Origin of the sequence: Caulobacter sp. BE254 (assembly GCF_031457295.1) — a bacterium.
In the GTDB taxonomy this organism is placed as follows: domain Bacteria; phylum Pseudomonadota; class Alphaproteobacteria; order Caulobacterales; family Caulobacteraceae; genus Caulobacter.
On sequence record NZ_JAVDWJ010000002.1, the window covers coordinates 169218 to 188976 of the forward strand.

Consider the following 19759-nt stretch of genomic DNA (forward strand, 5'->3'; position numbering starts at 1 on the left):
GCCTGAGTCTTCAAGGGGAAAGCTTGCCTAACCAAGGCTTTTGAGTCGACCGGACGACCGCGCATGGCTCTCTCAAAGCCCCTTCGGCGCCCGGACGATCTTGGCTTCCGCGGCGGCGCTGCGCAGTTGTCGGTTGGTCTCCTCGGCCGCCGCGTACGGGATTTCGCGGACCTGGCTGACGGCCGTCCGCTCGAAGCGTGCGACGCCGCCGGACAGCACGCTGGTCTGGACGTTCCTGGCGCCGCCGATCATCGCCTCGCCGTTCGGCCCCTTGACGCTGAACCCCGCCCCGGCCTTGGGCAGGACGATTTCGAACACGCCCCGGGAGGCGGTCGGATAGGCTACGGCGTAGGGCGCGTCGCTGTCCGGCCCTGGCTCGCGACGCGGCAGGGCCTTGACCTGGCCCTCCCCCGTGCCGGGAACATGGAACTCGCGCACGCCCAGATCGTCATTGGGTCGCCAGTCCAGGGTCGCCTCCCCCGTCAGGGTCACGGTCATCGACCCGTCGTCGGCGCGCGCCCAGTCCACGGTCTTGAAATCGATCCAGCTGAGGCTGGTGGAGAAGCCTTGCTTGAGCGCGCGCTCGACATCGGCGCGGCTGGCCGTCTCGGTCATCCGTCCGATCGCCCGCGCGGGATCGCCTCGCAAGGTCGTGGTCATTCGCGTGGGGGCAGGCGCATCCAGCCCAGCCGATGCGTCGATGTGAAGGACAACGTCGCTGTCAGGGATCGTCAGCGGCGGCTGCTCGATTTCGACCAAGCTGGCGCCGCCCGCCCGGATCGGCAGGCCCCAGCGATAGCCTGGCGGGCGCAGGGTCTGGAGCCCGCCCCGATCCCCGGTGCGCGTGCCGTCCAGCCAGTAGTCGGCGCCGTCGATGCGGGCACGCACCAGGACGTGGTTGAACTGGGCGGCGCTGGGCACGCGGAGGTTCAGGCCGTCGCCCCCCGCCATGGCCACCAGCACCGGCTCGGCCTGGACGCCCAGCTCGCGCAGCAAAGCCAACAGCAGGGCCGTCTTGGCCTTGCAGTCGCCAAATCGTCGCGACCAGGTCTGGTCGGCCGACGTCGGGCGATAGCCGCCGTCGCCCATGCCCATGAACAGGTAGCGGGTCTTTTCCTCGACCAGCTGGAGGGCGGCGAAGGCCCGGACCTTGGGATCCGGGCTGGCGGCGGCGATCGTCGCCGCCTCGGCCTTCAACGGCGAGGCCGCCGTCAGGGTCGAGGCCTCGGTGAACAGCGGCGCCATGCGCGCCGAGATCTCGTTCCAGTCGCGGAAGGTCGAGGCTTCCAACTGGCCCACGCGCTGGAAGCGGGCCGGCGCGCCGATCGGCGGCTTCGGCGCGGTGACGTTGGAGACATCGACCAGCAGCTGGTGGGTTTTTCCAATCGTCGAGACCTTGGGCTCCGGAAAGCCCGCGGTCGCCTTCCACGTCATGGCGACGCCATCGGGCCACAGCAGCCGCACACGATAACGCGACGCGACGCCCGCCCAGCCCATGCGCTCGGAATCGTTGCTGCGGCCGCCGAACAGGGGCTCGTTGTGCTGCAGGCTGTAGGACCAGTCGACGACGTCGCCGACCTGCAGATCGTTGAGCTGGATGCTGGCGGTCATGCGCCCGTCCAACATGGCCCGCTCCATGTTCTTCTCGCGCCGCAGGACCAGGACGTCCTTGCCGCCCTTGAGCAGATCGATCGTCTGGCCGTTCCGGACGATGGCCAGAGCGTGCAGGACAAGCCGCTCGCGCACCGGATCCCAGGTCATGGACCGCGAACCCGAACCCGCCAGGCCCTCGGGCTTGGCGATCCGAACGACCCTTCGGTTGTAGTAGGTGATGCCTTCGGCGTCGGCGAAGGCCTGGTTGTCGTTCAGCAGGGTCTGGACGGCGGGGGGCGGCTGGCCGTCGTCAGGCGCGGCGGGGATCGGCGCGGGCTGCACCCACGCGGCGGGCGGCGCGTAGGTCGGCTTGTCGTCGGCCCAGGCCAGGCTCGCGCCGAACGCGCTCCACGCCAGGATCGCGATCGCGACCTTCCAGGATTTCAGCACGAGACGCCCCCAAAGCCACATGGCGCACGCGCGCCAAACACAACCTCAGGCAGTCGTAGCAAGCTTCCAGGCAAAAGAAAACGGCGGCCGGATCGCTCCGGCCGCCGCTCTTTTCGTCTTCGCGATCAGGCGAAGGCTTAGTCCTTGGTGGCCCGCTCGCGCAGGGCCGCGCCCAGGATGTCGCCCAGCGAAGCGCCGGAGTCCGACGAGCCGAACTGCTCGATGGCTTCCTTCTCTTCGGCCATTTCCAGCGACTTGATCGACATCGAGACGCGGCGAGCCGCCTTGTCGATGTTGGTGATCTGAGCGTCGACGCGGTCACCCACGGCGAAGCGCTCGGGGCGCTGTTCCTGGCGATCGCGCGACAGGTCCGACTTGCGGATGAACGCGGTCATCAGGGCGTCGTCCTCGCCGAAGCGCACTTCGATGCCGCCGGTGGTGACCTCGGTCACGGTGACCGTCACCGTCTGGCCCTTGCGATAGGTGTCGCCCGACATCGGATCGCCGCCCAGCTGCTTGATGCCCAGCGAGATGCGTTCCTTCTCGACGTCGACGTCCAGGACCTTGGCCTTGACGATGTCGCCCTTCTTGTAGCGCGACATGGCTTCTTCGCCCGAGGCGCTCCAGTCGATGTCCGACAGGTGGACCATGCCGTCGATGTCGTTGTCGAGGCCGATGAACAGACCAAATTCGGTCGCGTTCTTGACTTCGCCCTCGACGGTCGAGCCGACCGGGTGGGTTTCCAGGAAGGAATCCCACGGATTGGCCAGGGCCTGCTTCAGGCCCAGCGACACGCGGCGCTTGGACGGATCGACATCCAGCACGACCACGTCGACTTCTTGCGAGGTCGAGACGATCTTGCCGGGGTGGACGTTCTTCTTGGTCCAGGACATTTCCGAGACGTGGACCAGGCCTTCAACGCCGGCTTCCAGCTCCACGAAGGCGCCGTAGTCGGTGATGTTGGTGATGCGGCCGGTGAACTTGGCGCCGACCGGGTACTTGGCTTCGACGCCGTCCCAGGGATCGCTCTGCAGCTGCTTCATGCCGAGGCTGATGCGCTGGGTGTCCGGGTTAATCTTGACGATCTGGACCTTCACGGTGTCGCCCACGGCGAGCACTTGGCTCGGGTGGTTGACGCGCTTCCAGCTCATGTCGGTGACGTGCAGCAGGCCGTCGATGCCGCCCAGGTCCACGAACGCGCCGTAGTCGGTGATGTTCTTGACCACGCCTTCGCGGATTTCACCCTCTTGCAGCTGCGACACCAGTTCGGTGCGCTGCTCGGCGCGGGCTTCTTCCAGGATGGCGCGACGCGAGACGACGATGTTGCCGCGCGGACGGTCCATCTTCAGGATGGCGAAGGGCTGTTCCTTGCCCATCAGCGGGCCGACGTCGCGCACCGGGCGGATGTCGACCTGCGAGCCGGGCAGGAAGGCCGAGGCGCCGCCCAGGTCGACGGTGAAGCCGCCCTTGACGCGACCGACGATGGCGCCGAGCACGGGTTCGTTCTTGGCGTAGACGCCTTCCAGACGGGTCCAGGCTTCTTCGCGCTTGGCCTTTTCGCGGCTGATGACCGCTTCGCCGAGGGCGTTTTCCAGGCGTTCCAGGAAGACTTCGACCGAGTCGCCGACCTTGATGGTGGCTTTGCCGGTCTCGTCGACGCCGAATTCCTTCTGCGGAACCCGGCCTTCGGTCTTCAGACCGACGTCGATGATCGCGAAATCCTTCTCGATCCCGACAACGATGCCCTTGACGACGGTGCCTTCCTGGAAGTCGCGGCCGCCCATGGAATCGTTCAGCAGCGCTTCGAAATCGTCGCGCGTCGGGTTGAAGCTCATATCGTCAGCCATGCTGATGTTTAGTCTCGTGTTGAGGGAAGCCCTGCGATGAGCGCCGCCGAATGACGGTTCTCGGGATTCCGGGTGATGTGGGTTTTTGATGCGATCCACCGCGTCCTGAGCGGCGGCGAGGCGGGCGGTGGATTAGCCCTTGGGGTTTCCCCACCGGGCGCGCGCCGTCTCGACGATGCGGCAGGCCGCATCGAAGGCCTGGTCTATAGTCATTTCCGACGTATCAAGCAAGACCGCGTCTGGCGCCTGGGTCATCGGCGCGCTGGCTCGGCCGCCGTCCCGTTCGTCGCGCTTGCGGATGTCGGCGAGGATTTCCTCGAAGGTCACGGCCTCGCCCTGGCCCAGCAGCTGCTTCCAGCGGCGGTCGGCGCGGACCTCCGGGCTGGCGGTGACGAACAGCTTGGCCGGCGCTTCGGGGGCGATCACCGTGCCGATGTCGCGACCGTCGATGACGCTGCCGGGCTCGCGCAGGGCGAAATCGCGTTGCAGGTCGAACAGAGCCGCGCGGACGCCAGGGTGCACCGCCACGCGGCTGGCGGCCTCGCCCGCCTGGCGCGTGCGGACCTCGACCTTTTCCAGTTCGGCCAGGTCGAGCCCGCGTGCCGCGTCCTCGGCCGCGGTCGCGTCGTCCAGGTCGCCGGCGGCGTCCAGCAGACGCACGCCCACGGCTCTGTAGAGCAGGCCGGTGTCGAGCATCGGATAGCCATAGAGTCTAGCCAGCCGGCTGGCCACCGTGCCCTTGCCCGAGGCGGCGGGGCCGTCGACGGCGATGATGAAGGCCATGCTCAGGCCTCCTCGACCGTCCCGCCAAGGCCACGCATCATCTCGGCGAAGCCGGGAAAGCTGGTGGCGATCATGCCGGGCTCGTCGATTGACACCGCCGACTGGGCGGCCATGCCAAGGATCAGGTGGCTCATGGCGATCCGGTGATCGCCATGGGTCTCGACCATGGCCCCGCCACGCGGCGGCTGGCCGGTCCCGCGGACGATGAAGCCCTCCGGCTCCTCCTCGACGTCGACGCCGCAGGCTTCCAGGCCGGCGGCGGTCAGGGCGATGCGGTCGCTTTCCTTGACCCGCATCTCGCCGACGCCGCGCATGATCGTCTCGCCTGTGGCGAAGGCGGCGGCGATCGCCAGGATCGGATATTCGTCGATCATCGCCGGGGCGCGCTCGGGCGGCACGACGACGCCCTTCATGTTCGGCGAGTAGCGGGCGGTGATGTCGCCGACCTGCTCACCGCTCGACTCGCGAACATTCGAGACGACGAGATCCGCCCCCATCTCCTGCAGCGTCGTGAACAGGCCGGTGCGCAATTCGTTGAGCATCACGCCCTCGACCGTCACTTCCGAGCCGGGGACGATCAGGCCGGCCACCAGCGGGAAGGCCGCCGACGATGGGTCGCCAGGCACGGCGACGTGGGTTCCGGTCAACTTCTGGCCGGCCGGCAGGCGGATATGACGCACCCCGGCCCTGTCTTCGACGATCACCTCAGCCCCGAAGGCCCGCAGCATGCGCTCGGTGTGGTCGCGGGTGGCTTCTGGCTCGATCACCTCGACCCCGCCCTCGGCGTGCAGACCGGCCAGCAACACGGCCGACTTCACCTGGGCCGAGGCCATCGGCAGCCTGTAGGACAGGCCGCGCAGGTTGCCGCCCTTCAGGGTCAGCGGCAGGCGGCCTTTGTCGCGGCCCAGCCAGGTGGCGCCCATCCGGGCCAGCGGGTCCAGCACCCGGCCCATCGGTCGGCCGCGCAGCGAGCTGTCGCCGGTGAAGGTGGCGCACAGGGCGAAGCCGGCCGCCGCTCCCATGATCAGCCGCACGCCGGTGCCGGCGTTGCCGCAGTCGACCACGTCCGACGGCTCGGCGAAGCCGCCATGGCCCTCGATCCGCCAGCGGCCGACGCCCTCCTGTTCGACCCGGGCGCCGAAGCTGCGCATGGCCTGGGCGGTCGCCAGCACGTCGGCGCCCTCCAGCAGGCCCTCGACCGTGGTGGTCCCCGAAGCCAGGGCGCCGAGGATCATCGAGCGGTGCGAAATCGACTTGTCGCCAGGGGCCCGGACGGTTCCCCGCAAGGCCCCGCCGGGCGTGCTCTTCAGTCCAGCCGCCGCCATGCCGTCACCGGCCTCCGTATCATGTGCTTTTCGCGAGGGGATTGCTTTTGACAGCGGCCCCTCGTCATGGCAAGTGACCGGCCGCTTTTCCCATCTGGATCAAAGGGTCGCCAACTTGGCCAATCCCGAATTGGGCGCAAAACAAATTTGCCCCAACTGCCAATCGAAATTCTATGACCTGGGCCGCCGCCCGGCCGCTTGCCCCAAGTGCGGGGAGACGTTTGATCCGGAAGAGGCGCTGAAGTCGCGCCGCGTCCGGGCTCGCGCCGTCACGCCGGACTACGACGCCGAGGACGAGAAGCCCGCCCCCGCTCCCAAGGAGGAGGATGGCTTCGAGGACGAGGTCGATGAGACCCCGGAAATCGACGAGGTCGCCGAGGAAGTCGTCGAAGCCGACGACGACGACACCGACCCGACCGTCGCCCCGGCCCCGGCCGCCGACGACCTGGGTGTCGACTTCTCGGAAGACGAAGACCTGGCCGAGGACGAAGCCGACGACGTTCCGTTCCTCGAGGACGAAGACGACGAGGACGTCCTGGACGACGAAATCGAAGGCCTGCCGGGCGCGGACGACGACGACTAAGCTCGTCCGCACCCGTCTCGTTTCCTTGGGGAAATTCTGAAGAACAACGGTTCGAAAAATTTTCCGAAAAAAGTTCGCCGGGAGGGTTGATCCAAAAATCCTCCCGGCATAGGTTCCGCGCCTCTTCGGGGGCCACCCACTCGGAACCACTGGAGAGACTAGGGAATACCAACGCTTCCCACCGGGAAACTTGGGAAAACCTTGGGGCTATAGCTCAGCTGGTAGAGCGCTTGAATGGCATTCAAGAGGTCAGCGGTTCGACTCCGCTTAGCTCCACCAAGACGGCCGCTTCCCTAAAGGGAGCGGCCGTTTCCATGTCCAGCGCCCGGCTCGGCGGCGCCGCTCCCCCTCACACGCCCCACAGCTTGCGCGCCTCGTCGGCGACGACCTCCGGATACTCCTCGGGCCAGAACAGCTTTGCTTTGGGCAGGCGACGAACGCCCCGTGAGTTCGGCAGCAGGCGGTCCAGATAGTCCGGGCTCTCCTTGGCGAAGATGTCGTCGGCCATGCCCCAGACGATGCGGACGGGCACCTTGCACCGGCGCAGCGCCGTCTCGATCCCGGCTAGGGGATTGGGGTCCAGGCCGAGGGTGTAAGCGTTGACCAGGGCCTTGCTGGCCGGGGTGGCGACCAGCGGACCGAAATACATCGCGATCGCCGCGTCGGTGGGCTGGCTGGGGTCGGAGAAGCACATGCCGCCAAAGCCCTGCGGCGAACGCGCCAGCTTGGGGTCCCTGAACCAGGGGACCAGCCACTGGTCGGGATAGGTCCCGTCGCGGGCCAGGGCCAGCACCGGCTGCAGGGCCGGCGGCGGGCTGTCGGGCTCGACGTCGCAATTGGTCAGCAGCAGGGTGCGCACCCTTTCCGGAAAGCGGGTGACGAAGATCTGGGCCACCGCCCCGCCACTGTCGTTGGCGACCAGGTCGACCGAGGCGATCCCCAGCTTGTCGAGGAACGCCGCCAGCATGTCGGCCTGGTCGGACGGGGTCACGCCCTGGCCGGCCGCCACCCGGGTGAAGCCCAGGCCCAGGGAGTCCGGGGCGATGCAGCGTCGGTGCGACGCCAGGCGGTCGAACGCCCCACGCCACTGGAAGCCGTTGAGCGGGAAACCGTGCAGGAACAGGGCGACCGGGCCGGCGCCGCGCTCGACATAGGCGATGTCGCCGAACCGGGTCGACTGGTAGCGGCGGGCCGCGTTCCACGCGCGCGCGGCGCTCGCGTCGTGCTCGGCGCGGGGCAAGCCTCCGTCGGCCCGGGCCGCGCCGGCGGCGGCCAGGGTCGCCAACCCCGCGGAAGCGGTCAGGAACTGTCGTCTTTGCATGGATCCGGTCCTCATGGGGGGCGGAAGCCCCGATGAGCCGGAGGAGTAGGATCGCCGGATCACCGGCTCCATGACCTGCAAGGTTATGGCGATCATGCTCGACGCGGTTAGTGTCACGCCATGAACACGATGACCTCGCCGCCGCCTCGGGGCGTTCCCGCCGTCGCCGACCATCCGTTGGGCGACCTGCTGCGCCAGTGGCGCAGCGCCCGCCGCATGAGCCAGATGGACCTGGCGCTGGAGGCCGGGATCTCGACCCGCCACCTCAGCTATGTCGAGACCGGCAAGGCGCGGCCCAGCCGCGAGCTGGTCGCTCTGCTGGCCGGGGCGTTGGACATGCCGATGCGCGACCGCAACGCCCTGCTGGTCGTGGCCGGTTATGCGCCGGGCTACCGCGAGACCGCCCTGAGCGATCCGCAGATGGCCCTGATGCGGCGGGCCATCGAGTTCATCCTGGCCCAGCAGGAGCCCTATCCCGCCTTCGTGGTGAACCGCCACTGGGACGTGCTGATGGCCAACAAGGGCCTGCTCAGGGTGTTCGACTGGCTGCGCGACGGGGTCCAGCCGCACGGCAATATCATGCGCCAGGTCTTCGACCCCGCCGACATGCGGCCTTTCGTCGAAAACTGGGAAGAGGTGGCCGGCGACCTGATCCGCCACCTGCATCACGAGGCCGCCACCGACAGGACCTCCCGCGCCCTGCTGGACGAGGTGCTGGCCTATCCGGACGTGCCAGCCCGCTGGGAGCGACGCGAGCTGGGCGCCACGCCCCTGCCGCTGATGACCGTCACCTTCCGCAAGGGCGACCAGCGCCTGACCTTCTTCTCGACCCTGACCACCTTCGGCACCTCGCGGGACATCACGCTGGAGGAGCTGCGGGTGGAGTGCATGTTCCCCGCCGACGACGAGACAGCGGCCTTCTGCAAGGGGTTGGCGGAAAAGATCGCCTGACCGCAATACAACCTCTGGCGCCAAACTTGCTGCGGGGACCGCGAGCATGAAGGGCGACACCATGGGCATCGGCGCGAGCGGCATCCAACGCGAAGGCGGCATTCCGGCTCCTAGATTCCTGAATTTGGGCGGGATGGCGATGCTGTCGGCGGTCAAGGACCAGGTGTTCAAGACGTTCGACGCCGATCAGGACGGCAAGGTCTCGGCCCAGGAGATCGCCAAGCTCGGCAATAACGACCCGGACAAGCTTGCCGACAAGCAGGCCCTGGTCTCGGCCTTCGACCGCAATGGCGACGGCGCGCTCGATTCCGGCGAGTTCGGCGCCTCCAGGCTTCTTGACAGCAAGAACCTCAAGACCCTGCTCGGCGTGCAGGACGAAGCGGGGGTCGCCAAGTGGCTGGTCTCGCGCGCGGACACCGACGGCGACGGTGCGCTGTCCGCGGCGGAATATGCGGGCGTCGCGTCGCCCAGCTCCGGCCGGATCGACGCGGAGGGCGCGAGCGCCGGGGACTCGCCCGAGCAGGTCAACGCCGAGGTGTTCAGCGGGACCGACGCGGACCAGAACGGCCGGCTGTCGACGGAGGAACTGACGGCCACGCTCGAAGCCGCCCCCCACATCTTTCGGTTCGGCGACAGCAGCCAGACGGCCGGCGTCCTGGCCGCGCGCTACGACGGGGACGGGGACGGCGTTCTTTCGGCCGACGAACTGATGGCAGCGGCCAAGGCTCGAAACCTCGACCCGACCGCCGTCGGCGACCTGATCAAGTCGGCCGATCGCGACGGCGACATGAAGCTTTCCGGCGACGAGTTGCGTGCCGCCAGTCAACGGCGCTCGCCAGCGTTCCAGCCGATCCAGGTCGGTCACCTGCCCGCTCCACCCTCGAACGGCGAAGCGCTGCTGGCGCGGCTGCTGGGCTCGACCCTGCGGAGCCTGAGCGACCAGACGGCCTCGGAACTGGGCGGCGCCCTGAACCGCAAGGCCTAAGCGCCCCGGGCCACGAACCAGCCGTTGCGGAAGCCCTGGTCGGCCTTGCCGTAGGTGAAGGCCTCGCCCTCGGGCGTCGTGAAGCGGCCGCCCGCGGCGACCAGGATGGCGTGGCCGGCGGCGGTGTCCCATTCCATGGTCGGCCCGTGGCGCGGATAGATGTCGGCCGCGCCCTCGGCGATGCGCACCAGCTTGATCGAGCTGTCCATCGGGGCGCGCAGGGAAAAGCCGTACTGGGCCGCCAGTTCGGCCGCCCTTTCTTCCTTCATCGTATGGCTGACCAGGGCCAGGGCCTGACCTTCGGGCCAGGTCCGCGCCTGGACCCGGGCCTCGGCGCCGCCGGAACCCTCGCGCTTGAGCACGCCTTCGGCGCTGGTGAACCAGACCTCGCCTGTCGCCGGGGCGCAGATGGCGCCGGCCACCGGAACGCCGTCGTCGATCAGGCCGATATTGACCGTGAAGTTGGGATCGCCGCGCACGAAGGCCTTGGTCCCGTCGACCGGGTCGACCAGGAAGAAGCGCGGGCCGATGGCGTCGGGCGTCCCGAACTCGCAGGCGTGCTCCTCGGAGATCGCCGGGATCTCCGGGAAACGTTCGGCCAGCCGGGCCAGGATCAGGCGCTCCCCAGCCCGGTCGGCCTCGGTGACCGGGCTCTCGTCGGCCTTACGGACCACGTCCAACTCGGTGCGCCAGTACGGCAGGATGACCTCGGCGGCCGCCTCGACGATCGTCGCCAGCTCGCGGCCGTAGTCCGCCAGGTTCGTATGGGCCATTCAGCTTCCTCGGGGGTCGTCGCCGACGAACACCAGGGCGACGCGCGTGGCGTCGACCGTCTGCTTGCCGACGTCTTCGAAATTGACGGTCACGCGATGGCCGATCACCGACTGCACCTGGCCCAGGCCCCAGTCGGGCTGGTCGGGATGGCGCACGAGGACGCCCGGCTCGAGAAACGGATCCATGACGCGCTTCTGATAGGCCGCCAGCAGCGTTTGCCAAAGTCCCAAATCACGCCAAAGATCGCGCCATGACCGATGAAGCCGCATCCGCGCCGCAGGCCGCCGCGCCCGAATTGAACGCCCCAAAGGTGGATATAGGAGGCCCCGACTTCGCCGCCCTCCTGGCCGCGCGCCTCTGCCACGACTTCATCAGCCCGGCCAGCGCCATCGTCTCGGGCCTGGACCTGCTGGAGGATCCCTCGGCGCAGGACATGCGCGAGGACGCCATGAGCCTGATCTCGTCCAGCGCCCGCAAGCTGGCCGACCTGCTGCAGTTCACCCGGGTGGCGTTCGGCGCCTCCGCCTCGGCCGAGAACTTCGATTCCCGCGAGCTGGAAAAGCTGGCCCAGGGCGTGTTCGCCCACGTGCGCCCCACCCTGGACTGGGCGATCCCGCCCTCGACCATGAACAAGGCCACCGCCCGCGCCATCCTCAACATCGCCCAGATCGCCGCCAGCGCCCTGCCGGCCGGCGGCAAGGCGACGCTGCGGGCCGTGGTCGCGGACGACCGGGTGGCGATCACCGCCCACGCCGCGGGCCCCCGCGCCCGCCTGCGGCCGGAAGTGCTGGCGGGCCTGAAGGGCGAGGCCCTGGCCGAGGGCCTGGGCGGCCCTTGGGTGCAGGCGGCCTATCTGAACGCCCTGGTCCGCGCGGCCGGCGGCCAGGTCGGGGTCGAACTGGGCGAGGACCAGGTCACCCTCGCCGCCTGGGTCCCCGCCTGAGCCCGTCCGAGCGATAAAACCTAAGATCGCCATCGCCGTCACCGGTCCTTAACACCCTCGGCCGCAAGCTGAGGGGATTGGATTGGAGCGTGCCGTGAAGACCTGTCTCGTCGTCGACGACAGCCGGGTGATCCGCAAAGTCGCCCGGCGCGTCCTGGAAGACATAGGCTTCGAGATCGCCGAAGCCGCCGACGGCGTGGAAGCCCTGGCCTGGTGCCGAGCGGCGATGCCCGACGCCGTGCTCCTGGACTGGAACATGCCGGTCATGAACGGGATCGAGTTCCTGCGCCATCTGCGCCAGGAGCCGGGCGGCCAGGGGCCGACCGTGGTCTTCTGCACCGTCGAGAACCGGATCGAGGCCATCCGCGAGGCGCTGGACGCCGGGGCGGACGAGTACATCATGAAGCCGTTCGACGGCGACATCATCGCGGCGAAGTTCGCCGAGGCGGGCCTGCTGTGACGCCCGAGGACATGGACCTGCTGGCCGCGCTGGCCCGGCAGCGCGCCGGTCTGCGGATCGAGAGCGACAAGGCCTATCTGGTCGAGAGCCGGCTCAACCCGCTGGCCCGCCGCGAAGGCTTTGAGTCGATCGAGGTGATGATCGCCGCCCTGCGCGCCGATCGCGACGACCGGTTGATCTGGGCCGTGGTCGAGGCCTTGACCCAGAACGAGACCGCCTTCTTTCGCGATCGCGAGGTCTTCGCCCACCTGCGCGACGACCTGCTGCCGGGCCTGTCCAGGCAAGGGCGCGACCGGCCGATCCGCATCTGGAGCGCGGCTTGCTCGACCGGCCAGGAGGTCTATTCCCTGGCGATGACCGCCGCCGAGGCGCGCGACATCGCGCCGGGCGCCCGGTTCGAATTCTTCGGTTCGGACCTGTCGGACCGCTGCCTGGAAAAGGCCCAGAGCGGCCTCTACACCCAGTTCGAGGTCCAGCGCGGACTGCCGATCCGCCTGCTCGTCAAGCACTTCGAGAACCAGGACGAGATGTGGGCGATCACCCCGCGCATCCGCCAGGCGGTGCGCTGGCGGCGGATCAACCTGCTGGCCGACCTGTCCTCGATGGGCAAGTTCGACGTCATCCTGCTGCGCAACGTCCTGCCAGGCCTGGATCCGGCCGTGCACGGCCGGGTGATCGAGAGCCTCGCCGCCCGCCTGGAAGACGACGGCGTGCTGCTGGTCGGCAGCGGGGAATCGCTGGAGGGCGTCACCAACGCCGTGCAAGCGATCGCCGGACCCTCGGGCCTTTTCGCCCGCGCCGCGGCCTGACCCGGCGAGATCGCCTCAGGCCTCGACCGCGCCCGGCTTCAGGCCATGCTCGCGCCAGAAGGCCAGCATCCGCGCCCAGGGCGTCGCGGGCTCGCGCCCGGGGAGCGCCTTGACCAGCTTGCGATAGAGGGTCTGGACCGATCCGGGCGCCGTCAGCGTCGCCGAAAGGTCCAGCGCCTCGATCATCGCCACGGCTTCCTTGCGGTAGTCGACGGGCAGCCTGCCGGCATGCGGCGGGGGCGTGCGGCAGTCGCTGAAGTCCAGCTTCACGCCGGTCAGCACCTGGATCGCCGTGGCCATGGTCCGGGCGTATTCGGGGTCGCCGCCCAGACGGTCGACATCGATGACTAGGTCGGCGCGCGGCAGGGCCGCCACGTAGGACAGCACATAGACCGCCAGAAAGGCGGCGAACGACACCCGCGCCGGCGCACGCTTCAGTCGCTTGCGGACCGCCTGGATGCGATCGGCGAGTTCGCCCTTCCCTGCCGTGAGGCCCAGCCGCCGGGCGCCCGCCTCGCCGCACGCCGCCTCGGACAGGATCACGTATTGGCTGAGCTCGAAATAGGTCGGCCGGGGCCGCTTGCGCAGCGAATAGAACGATCGCCATTGCTGCACCGGATCGCGGATCAGCACGATATGGGTGCCGCCGAACCGCCGCCGCAGCCAGCCGATCCGGCCCAGCGTGCGGCAGCAGGCCAGCACCGGAGTGCGGTCCTGACGTCGCGCCGCCGCGATCAACGTCTCGACATAGGCGGCCTGGCCGGAATCCTCCTGCTCGGGCGGCAGGAAATAGCCGTCCAGCGCCAGGCGAGCTTCGAAACGGTCGACGCCGCCGTCCGGCCGCAGCAGGTCGGCGAACTCCGACAGGTAGGGCAGGCCCTCGTTCGGGTGGCGCAGGCCGCTGGTGGCCGGCCGTTCGTGCTCGATCCGCTCGGGCGTCAGCCAGGCCAGCTGTTCGTGCCAGGGCTCGTAATAGGCCATCACCTCGGGGACGGCGCGGAAGCGGTGCCAGACATAGGTGCTGGAGCATCGCCAGCCACTATGTACGAAGATCGGCGCGGAAGAAGGACGCGGCAATTGAGGATCACACCCGTGGAACAGACGACCACAGGCTGAAGCGCCAGCTTGGCTGGCGGATATCGGTGAGGATTGAACTGAAACCGGATTTGTAACCGGCTCGTCATGGGCGAGGGTGATTGTCACGAAACGCGACCGAGCGTTGCCGTCTGGACTTTGAATTGCGCCTTGGAAATGTCGCCCCAGAGGGATCCGAGGAACGTGACCTGTCGAAAAAAAGCCCGCCGATTCATGACCGGCGGGCTCGTTCCAGGCCCGGTCGCCCAGGCTTCGGATTTCCGGTCGAGGACTACTTGGCGTCCTTGGCGGTGTCGCTGACGGCGGCGCCCGCCGACGAGACGTCCTTGCCGGCGCCTTCGACGGTGTTGCAGGCCGCGACGGTGAGGCTGGCGGCGATCGCGGCCAGAATGATGAGCTTACGCATGGGTCTTCTCCGGTGATCGCCCGTGTGGGCGTCCAAGATGTTGCCCCAGTTGAACGTGGGCCTCCCGGCTAGGTTCCGGTATTGGCAGGCTCGGCCGGCGGCGCTTCCGGGGTCGGGAACACCAGGCGCACCAACAGACCGCCGGCCGGCGAGGTGTCGAACAGCAGCTTGCCGCGCAGCTGCCGGGCGAAGGCGGTCATCAGGGTTCGGCCCACGCCCTCGACCGGCCCCATGGGCGCGCCGGGACCGTCGTCGCCGATCGCCAGCTCGGCCTCTTCGCCCCGTACGAAGAAGTCCACCGTCAGCGTGCCGCCGCGTTCGGCCAGGGCGTGCTTCTGGGCGTTGGTGATGGCCTCGACCGCGAACAGGGCCAGGGGCGCCAGGCGGTCCGGGTCGATGACCAGCGGGTCGGCATGGACCTCGGTGCGGATCGCGCCGCCGGTCGACATGTCGCCGGCCAACAGCAGGGCCGTCAGCTCCTCCAGGAACGGCCGCAGGTCCACCCGCTTGAGGTCGGGACCCTGGTAGAGCGCCCGGTAGATCTGAGCCAGGGCGGTGATCCGCTGGCGGGTGTCGTTCAGGGCGGTGCGGGCGGCGGGGTCGGTCAGCGCCCGCTGCTGCATGTTCAGCAGGCTCGAGATGATCTGCAGGTTGTTCTTCACCCGGTGATGGATCTCGCGCATCAGCGCGTCCTTCTCGTCCAGGCTGTCGCGCAGCGAGGCGTCGCGGGCGACGATGCCGGCCGCCATGTCGTCGAGGGTGGCGGCCAGTTCGCGGATCTCCGGCGGCGCGCGCTCGGCCTGCAGGGGACGCACCGTGAACCGGCCCCGGGCGTAGATGGCCGCGACCCGCCGCAGATAGACGATCCAGCGGATCACCGCCTGTTCGGTGGCGTAGAGCACGGCCGCCAGGGCCAGGACGAAGGCCAGCAGCGGCGCCAGCAGACGCAGCATCGGGTTCAGCCAGGCCCACGAGGCCAGGCCCGGCGCCTTGGCCGACAGGATGACGAACACCTCCTGCCCGACCAGCGGCGCGGCCGAGAAGTCCCGCGGCCGGTCGTCGGCGTCGCGCCCCGACCACAGGGCCGAGCCGCTCTTGAGGGTCTGGTCCCGCCAGGCGGTGGACGGACTTCCGAACGCCCGCGGGTTGGTGGCGGCGAAGACATGGCCTTCGGAGTCGGCCAGGGCCACCTCGGCCCCGCCCGGCAGGTAGCGGTTGGCGGTCTCCGGCTGGATCGTCGACAGGGTCAGCACGGCGGCCATGGCCCCGTCGAACCGGCCGTCGCGCTTCTCGGCCCGGACGGCGGTCAGCACGGCGGGCTCGTCGGCGTAGGAGACGCCCGGAATGCTGGCCACCACCATGTGCGATCCGGTGGCCAGGCGCTGGAACCACCGCCGGTTGGCGCGGGTGGCGTCCGGCGGCGTGGTGGCGGCGGCGCACGACACGCGACCGTAGGCGTCGAAGCGGATCAGGTTGGCGTAGCCCGGCAGGCGCTGCTTCACCGTGTCCAGGCGCTGGGTGCATTCCAGCCCGACCGACCCAGGCCCGAGGGTCTGGAGGAGGACGCCGGCGGCTTCGATGCGGGCCCGGGCGATCGCGGCGCTGCGGCCGGCCGCCAGCTCCAGGCTCTGGCGGCGCGAATCGGCCTCGGCCTTGAAGGCGAAGACCGATTGCAGCACGCCGAGGATCAGGACCGGCAAGAGCGCGAGGAACAACGCGCCGGCCAGCCGGACCCGGATGGATCCGACCGTTCCGGCTCCTCGCCTGAGGAGGGGCTTCACCGCAGGGTGCTCAGTCTCTCCGCGTCGGCCAGGATGGCGTACATGGCGTCGCCGGCGGCGGCGCCGTCGCGGTCATAGGCGCCGGCCTCGAGAATCGCCTGCAGGGCTCGCCGCGCCCGGCTGACCCGGCTCTTCACCGTGCCTACCGCGCAGCCGCAGATCTCGGCGGCTTCCTCATAGGCGAAGCCGCCCGCCCCGACCAGGATCAGGGCCTCGCGCTGTTCCGGCGGCAGCATCGCCAGGCTGAGCCGCAGCTCGTCCAGGGCTACCGGCGCCTCGGGATCGTCGACCGCCACCAGAGTGCGTTCGGCCGCCTCCTGGTCGAGCTGACTCTGGCGCCAGGACCGGCGCTTCTCGGAATAGAACTGGTTGCGCAGGATCATGAAGGTCCAGGCCTTCATGTTGGTGCCCAGCTGGAAGCTGGCGCGGGCGTCCCAGGCCTTCATCATGGCGTCCTGCGCCAGATCGTCAGCCGCGGTGGGGTCGCCGGTCAGGGTGCGGGCGAAGGCGCGCAGATGCGGAATGAGCGTGACGAGTTCCTTCTTGAAGGCCCCGTCACGGGCCGGATCGAAGGGGGACCGGCCGACTTGCGCTTCGCTCATGCTCAACGCTCTCCCGAAGGCGTCTCGGCCTTGCGCAGGATGTCCAGAAACTCGTCGGGCACAGGCTCGTTGACGACCTCGTCGAACATCTGGCGAAGCTTGACGCCGATAGCCTGCTGACGGAGCCGCGCTTCGTCGAGCGCGGCCGTCCCTTTGCGGTGATCTTCCATGGGTACGTGTTCGATCATGTCCTCGACGCCGACGAGACGCGGCGCCCGCCCCCTTTGGCCGAATGAGTGTACGCCGGATGACAACGTCGGATTCCCTATGGGGTTCCACAAGCTTGAGCATATGATGGCAAAATTGTCGTCGCTTCGAAACCCGCCATGGAACCGGTGTCTGAGGGTTGCGTTTATGTTCGGATGGCCGAACGGCGTAGCTTCACCACACCGCAGGCTTTTTTGTATCCGAAGACACTCACACGGGAGGGGTCATGAGTCTTCTTGCCCGGCTGGCGCCGCACTTGCCTTACGTTCGTCGCTATGCCCGCGCCCTGACCGGCGACCAGACCACTGGCGACCACTATGTGCGCGTCGCGCTCGAGGCCCTGGCGGCCGGCGAGCGGTCGCTGGACGCCAATCTGTCGCCCCGGGTCGCGCTCTATCGCGTGTTCCACGCCATCTGGCTGTCCTCGGGCGCCCAGCTGGAAGCGCGCCGTGACGACCTGACCGGCGCGGCCGACGACGCCTCGCAGCGGCTGTTGCGGATCGCGCCGCGTTCGCGCCAGGCGTTCCTGCTCACCGCCCTGGAAGGCTTCACCCCCACCGAGGCCTCGCAGATCCTGGATTGCGACTTCGCCGAGGTCGAACGGCTGATCGCCGAGGCCCAGAGCGAGATCGACGCCGAACTGGCCACCGAGGTCCTGATCATCGAGGACGAACCGGTGATCGCCGCCGACATCGAGGCCCTGGTCAAGGAACTGGGCCACGACGTGATCGACATCGCCGCCACGCGCGGCGAGGCCGTCGACGCTGTCACCCGGCGCACGCCCGGCCTGGTGCTGGCCGACATCCAGTTGGCCGACGGCTCGTCGGGCATCGATGCGGTCAAGGACATCCTGGCCCGCCTGGACGTGCCGGTGATCTTCATCACGGCCTTCCCCGAACGCCTGCTGACCGGCGAACGCCCGGAGCCGACCTTCCTGATCACCAAGCCCTTCCAGCCGGAGACGGTGAAGGCGGCGATCGGCCAGGCGCTGTTCTTCCACCCGCGCCGGACGCAAAAGGCGGCCTGATACCGGCCGCGCGTCCGGGTCGGACCCCGAAACGATCAAGGCCCCGGTTTTCGCCGGGGCCTTTTTCATGGGCTAAGCTTCGCGGTCACGAGCCAGATTAGCTGGCCAGATTAGCTGGAAGGTGTCTGCCTGACCGGCGCCTGTTCGCCGGAATAGCGCTCGGCTTCCTGGGTGGTGGTCGCGCCCTTGGTATGCTCGACCCCGGCCAGGTCCCCCGAGCGCAGGCCCCAGGCGCCGAACAACGCCGCAGCGGCCAGTACGGTCGAGATGATCAGCACCCAGAAGACGTGCTTGCCCCAGCGCCCCTGGCGGACCCGGGTCGCGTTGACGGCGGGATGGTGGTGTTCAAGGTCGGCGGGCATCTTGGGCCTCCTTATCGGGCGGCGGAATAGGCTCCCGTACCGGGCGTCGCCGGGCCGCTGGGAGCGAGGTTGTCGCTAAAGTGCTGGAGAACGCCCGCCGACGCCGCCACCGTGACGATCACCGCCAAGGCCATGATGCGGTTGCGCCTGGTCCGTTGCCGACGCGACATCGGGCCGTCGAAGGTCAGTCCACCCTGTTCGGCTTGATAGGTGCGGATCACGAACGTTGCTCCCCTGTGCGAGGCCATTCGGCCTTCGGGACATCAACGTGTCGTCCCTTGCGACGTTCCCTGCCGGCTGCCCCGACGAATGGCGGCCGAACGGCGGCGCGAAAAAATATCGCGGAAAAGGCGAAAAAGTTTCGCTGGGCGGGAACCCCCCGGTGGGAGCGGCGTTTTTGAATTGCGGAGGCGGCGACGCCCCCCCGACTTGAGGCTGGTGAAAGCCAGCCTGCCGCCTCCGCACCCTACCCTTCAAAACGCATGCCGGCGGATCCCTTCGGATCCGCCTTTTTCGTGCGCGGCGCGCTAGCGCAGCCTTCCGTCCAGATCGAACTGGATATCGGCCTGGCGCCTCAGGGGGCGGTTCTCGCCGTCGTTGGTCATGGCCCCGGCGTCGCCGGCCGCGCCGACGTCAAGCGTCACGTTGCTGTAGCCCATCTTGTCCAGCGCCCGGGTCACCACGTCGGCGCGCTGCCTGGACAGCGCCAGGTTGGCGTCCGGCGCCCCCGCGGCGTCGGCCAGGCCCACGACCCGCACCGAGGCGACCTTGCAACCCGTGGCCAGGGCGTCGGCCCCCTTCAGCACGGAGCGCGCCTCGTTGGTCAGCTGGGCCGATCGGCTCTCGAAATAGATCTGGACCGAAAAGTCTTCGCAACTGGGGGCCATCTGCACGACCTGCGACCGCGACTTGGGCCTGGGATGGCTCGCGCATCCCGCCACCAGGCCGCCCAGGACCGCCACGCCGATTATCGCCCGTCCGATCGTCTTCATCTTGCCCTCTCTGACGCCACGGCGCGCAAAAGGCGGCCGACACGAGCCGGCCGCCTTTACGAGGGTTCGGCCTGGCCCGACTTAACGCGGGCTGCCGTCTTCCCAGTAGTAACGACCGCTCCGCGAGTCGTAGTAGTAATACCGTCCGGCGCGCTCGTCATAGTACTGACGGCGATTGACGTTGGTGGCGCCGCAACCCCCGTCTTCGCGGCAGCCCTTCACGGCGCCGACGGTGCCCCCCAGCGCCGCGCCGACCGCGGCGCCCGTGGTGGCGCTGCCGCCGCCGACGTTGTTGCCGACGATCGCGCCCGCCAGGGCGCCCAGGGCCGCGCCGCCCGCGGCGTTGCGTTCGGTGTTGCCGGTGGCGGTGCAAGCGCTGGCCAGCACGCCGACGCCCAAGAGGGCGATCAAGGTCTTGTTCATCGTGGCTCTCCGTTCGAGCTTGTCCCAGGCAGCAAACGGG

The 19759-nt window shown here is 68.8% G+C and carries 23 protein-coding genes and 1 tRNA gene; 8 read left to right on the forward strand and 16 right to left on the reverse strand.

Translation table 11 applies throughout. The features are described from left to right. Positions 1-72: 72 nt before the first annotated feature. The 4 genes from J2X41_RS04875 to aroA all read right to left on the reverse strand — a co-directional run bounded on the left by J2X41_RS04875 (position 73) and on the right by aroA (position 5998). A complete protein-coding gene (locus tag J2X41_RS04875) occupies positions 73-2043 on the reverse strand; it encodes a DUF3857 domain-containing protein (protein WP_310080065.1) in 1971 nt (656 codons plus the stop codon). 137 nt (positions 2044-2180) lie between these two features. Further along, the gene (gene rpsA / locus J2X41_RS04880) at positions 2181-3890 is read right to left on the reverse strand and encodes a 30S ribosomal protein S1 (protein ID WP_310080067.1); all 1710 of its coding nucleotides are present in this window, start codon (positions 3888-3890) and stop codon (positions 2181-2183) included. 132 nt (positions 3891-4022) lie between these two features. Then, entirely contained in the window at positions 4023-4673 is a 651-nt protein-coding gene (gene cmk / locus J2X41_RS04885; RefSeq protein ID WP_310080069.1) for a (d)CMP kinase, read from the reverse strand. 2 nt (positions 4674-4675) lie between these two features. Continuing rightward, complete coding sequence (aroA, locus tag J2X41_RS04890; protein ID WP_310080071.1) at positions 4676-5998, reverse strand: 3-phosphoshikimate 1-carboxyvinyltransferase; 1323 nt, start codon at positions 5996-5998, stop codon at positions 4676-4678. Between the two features lie 115 nt (positions 5999-6113). On the opposite strand from aroA, the gene J2X41_RS04895 reads away from it, so the two are divergent. Continuing rightward, positions 6114-6581, forward strand: a complete 468-nt coding sequence (locus J2X41_RS04895; protein ID WP_310080073.1) for a TIGR02300 family protein — start codon at positions 6114-6116, stop codon at positions 6579-6581. Positions 6582-6784: 203 nt separating this feature from the next. Further along, positions 6785-6860 (forward strand) — tRNA-Ala (locus tag J2X41_RS04900). Positions 6861-6930: 70 nt separating this feature from the next. On the opposite strand, the gene J2X41_RS04905 is transcribed toward J2X41_RS04900, so the two are convergent. Beyond that, the gene (locus J2X41_RS04905) at positions 6931-7902 is read right to left on the reverse strand and encodes an alpha/beta hydrolase (protein ID WP_310080075.1); all 972 of its coding nucleotides are present in this window, start codon (positions 7900-7902) and stop codon (positions 6931-6933) included. A gap of 120 nt (positions 7903-8022) precedes the next feature. Between J2X41_RS04905 and J2X41_RS04910 the strand changes: the two genes are divergently transcribed. Further along, on the forward strand, positions 8023-8853 hold the full coding sequence (locus J2X41_RS04910; RefSeq protein WP_310080077.1) for a helix-turn-helix transcriptional regulator: 831 nt from the start codon (positions 8023-8025) through the stop codon (positions 8851-8853). Between the two features lie 46 nt (positions 8854-8899). After that, the gene (locus tag J2X41_RS04915; RefSeq protein WP_310080081.1) at positions 8900-9838 is read left to right on the forward strand and encodes an EF-hand domain-containing protein; all 939 of its coding nucleotides are present in this window, start codon (positions 8900-8902) and stop codon (positions 9836-9838) included. Here J2X41_RS04915 and cysQ read toward each other — a convergent pair. After that, positions 9835-10611: a 3'(2'),5'-bisphosphate nucleotidase CysQ gene (gene cysQ / locus J2X41_RS04920; RefSeq protein ID WP_310080083.1), complete on the reverse strand. Its 777-nt coding sequence runs from the start codon at positions 10609-10611 to the stop codon at positions 9835-9837. The genes J2X41_RS04915 and cysQ overlap by 4 nt on opposite strands. Beyond that, the gene (locus J2X41_RS04925) at positions 10612-10797 is read right to left on the reverse strand and encodes a DUF3553 domain-containing protein (protein ID WP_310080085.1); all 186 of its coding nucleotides are present in this window, start codon (positions 10795-10797) and stop codon (positions 10612-10614) included. It abuts the gene before it with no gap. A 65-nt stretch (positions 10798-10862) separates the two neighbouring features. Between J2X41_RS04925 and chpT the strand changes: the two genes are divergently transcribed. The 3 genes from chpT (at position 10863) to J2X41_RS04940 (ending at position 12824) form a co-directional block, all read left to right on the forward strand. Further along, positions 10863-11555, forward strand: coding sequence for a histidine phosphotransferase ChpT (gene chpT / locus J2X41_RS04930; RefSeq protein WP_310080086.1), 693 nt, complete (start codon positions 10863-10865; stop codon positions 11553-11555). Between the two features lie 82 nt (positions 11556-11637). Further along, positions 11638-12015, forward strand: coding sequence for a response regulator (locus J2X41_RS04935; RefSeq protein ID WP_165916747.1), 378 nt, complete (start codon positions 11638-11640; stop codon positions 12013-12015). Then, positions 12012-12824 carry a protein-glutamate O-methyltransferase CheR gene (locus J2X41_RS04940; RefSeq protein WP_310080089.1) on the forward strand — a complete coding sequence of 271 codons (813 nt, stop codon included), beginning with the start codon at positions 12012-12014 and terminating at the stop codon, positions 12822-12824. The genes J2X41_RS04935 and J2X41_RS04940 overlap by 4 nt, the downstream gene beginning before the upstream one ends. Positions 12825-12839: 15 nt before the next feature. Here J2X41_RS04940 and J2X41_RS04945 read toward each other — a convergent pair whose 3' ends face one another. The 5 genes from J2X41_RS04945 to J2X41_RS04965 all read right to left on the reverse strand — a co-directional run bounded on the left by J2X41_RS04945 (position 12840) and on the right by J2X41_RS04965 (position 16896). Further along, a complete protein-coding gene (locus J2X41_RS04945; RefSeq protein ID WP_310080090.1) occupies positions 12840-13901 on the reverse strand; it encodes a hypothetical protein in 1062 nt (353 codons plus the stop codon). Between the two features lie 289 nt (positions 13902-14190). Beyond that, entirely contained in the window at positions 14191-14325 is a 135-nt protein-coding gene (locus J2X41_RS04950) for an entericidin A/B family lipoprotein (RefSeq protein ID WP_056757999.1), read from the reverse strand. 68 nt (positions 14326-14393) lie between these two features. Then, a complete protein-coding gene (locus J2X41_RS04955; RefSeq protein ID WP_310080092.1) occupies positions 14394-16106 on the reverse strand; it encodes a sensor histidine kinase in 1713 nt (570 codons plus the stop codon). Then, complete coding sequence (locus J2X41_RS04960; protein ID WP_310080094.1) at positions 16103-16708, reverse strand: sigma-70 family RNA polymerase sigma factor; 606 nt, start codon at positions 16706-16708, stop codon at positions 16103-16105. Before J2X41_RS04960 ends, J2X41_RS04955 begins: the two co-directional genes overlap by 4 nt. Positions 16709-16710: 2 nt before the next feature. After that, positions 16711-16896, reverse strand: a complete 186-nt coding sequence (locus J2X41_RS04965) for a NepR family anti-sigma factor (RefSeq protein ID WP_310080096.1) — start codon at positions 16894-16896, stop codon at positions 16711-16713. 245 nt (positions 16897-17141) lie between these two features. Here J2X41_RS04965 and J2X41_RS04970 point away from each other — a divergent pair, with 245 nt between their 5' ends. Further along, entirely contained in the window at positions 17142-17942 is an 801-nt protein-coding gene (locus J2X41_RS04970; protein ID WP_310080098.1) for a response regulator, read from the forward strand. A 110-nt stretch (positions 17943-18052) separates the two neighbouring features. Here the strand turns inward: J2X41_RS04970 and J2X41_RS04975 are convergent, their stop codons facing one another. From J2X41_RS04975 to J2X41_RS04990, 4 genes are all read right to left on the reverse strand, one after another. After that, positions 18053-18304 carry a hypothetical protein gene (locus tag J2X41_RS04975; RefSeq protein ID WP_310080100.1) on the reverse strand — a complete coding sequence of 84 codons (252 nt, stop codon included), beginning with the start codon at positions 18302-18304 and terminating at the stop codon, positions 18053-18055. Positions 18305-18315: 11 nt separating this feature from the next. After that, a complete protein-coding gene (locus J2X41_RS04980) occupies positions 18316-18525 on the reverse strand; it encodes a hypothetical protein (RefSeq protein WP_310080102.1) in 210 nt (69 codons plus the stop codon). A 306-nt stretch (positions 18526-18831) separates the two neighbouring features. Next, complete coding sequence (locus tag J2X41_RS04985) at positions 18832-19296, reverse strand: OmpA family protein (RefSeq protein WP_310080104.1); 465 nt, start codon at positions 19294-19296, stop codon at positions 18832-18834. Between the two features lie 81 nt (positions 19297-19377). After that, complete coding sequence (locus J2X41_RS04990; protein ID WP_028040099.1) at positions 19378-19719, reverse strand: glycine zipper domain-containing protein; 342 nt, start codon at positions 19717-19719, stop codon at positions 19378-19380. Positions 19720-19759 lie beyond the last annotated feature (40 nt).

Excerpts from the sequence above, each read along its gene's own strand:
- J2X41_RS04965 (WP_310080096.1), bottom strand. The coding sequence starts at position 16,896 with ATGATCGAACACGTACCCATGGAAGATCACCGCAAAGGGACGGCCGCG.
- J2X41_RS04960 (WP_310080094.1), bottom strand. The coding sequence starts at position 16,708 with ATGAGCGAAGCGCAAGTCGGCCGGTCCCCCTTCGATCCGGCCCGTGAC.
- aroA (WP_310080071.1), bottom strand. The coding sequence starts at position 5,998 with ATGGCGGCGGCTGGACTGAAGAGCACGCCCGGCGGGGCCTTGCGGGGA.
- chpT (WP_310080086.1), top strand. The coding sequence starts at position 10,863 with ATGACCGATGAAGCCGCATCCGCGCCGCAGGCCGCCGCGCCCGAATTG.
- J2X41_RS04910 (WP_310080077.1), top strand. The coding sequence starts at position 8,023 with ATGAACACGATGACCTCGCCGCCGCCTCGGGGCGTTCCCGCCGTCGCC.
- J2X41_RS04975 (WP_310080100.1), bottom strand. The coding sequence starts at position 18,304 with ATGCCCGCCGACCTTGAACACCACCATCCCGCCGTCAACGCGACCCGG.
- J2X41_RS04925 (WP_310080085.1), bottom strand. The coding sequence starts at position 10,797 with ATGGATCCGTTTCTCGAGCCGGGCGTCCTCGTGCGCCATCCCGACCAG.
- J2X41_RS04915 (WP_310080081.1), top strand. The coding sequence starts at position 8,900 with ATGAAGGGCGACACCATGGGCATCGGCGCGAGCGGCATCCAACGCGAA.
- J2X41_RS04985 (WP_310080104.1), bottom strand. The coding sequence starts at position 19,296 with ATGAAGACGATCGGACGGGCGATAATCGGCGTGGCGGTCCTGGGCGGC.
- cysQ (WP_310080083.1), bottom strand. The coding sequence starts at position 10,611 with ATGGCCCATACGAACCTGGCGGACTACGGCCGCGAGCTGGCGACGATC.
- J2X41_RS04950 (WP_056757999.1), bottom strand. The coding sequence starts at position 14,325 with ATGCGTAAGCTCATCATTCTGGCCGCGATCGCCGCCAGCCTCACCGTC.
- J2X41_RS04990 (WP_028040099.1), bottom strand. The coding sequence starts at position 19,719 with ATGAACAAGACCTTGATCGCCCTCTTGGGCGTCGGCGTGCTGGCCAGC.
- rpsA (WP_310080067.1), bottom strand. The coding sequence starts at position 3,890 with ATGGCTGACGATATGAGCTTCAACCCGACGCGCGACGATTTCGAAGCG.
- J2X41_RS04905 (WP_310080075.1), bottom strand. The coding sequence starts at position 7,902 with ATGCAAAGACGACAGTTCCTGACCGCTTCCGCGGGGTTGGCGACCCTG.
- J2X41_RS04970 (WP_310080098.1), top strand. The coding sequence starts at position 17,142 with ATGAGTCTTCTTGCCCGGCTGGCGCCGCACTTGCCTTACGTTCGTCGC.
- cmk (WP_310080069.1), bottom strand. The coding sequence starts at position 4,673 with ATGGCCTTCATCATCGCCGTCGACGGCCCCGCCGCCTCGGGCAAGGGC.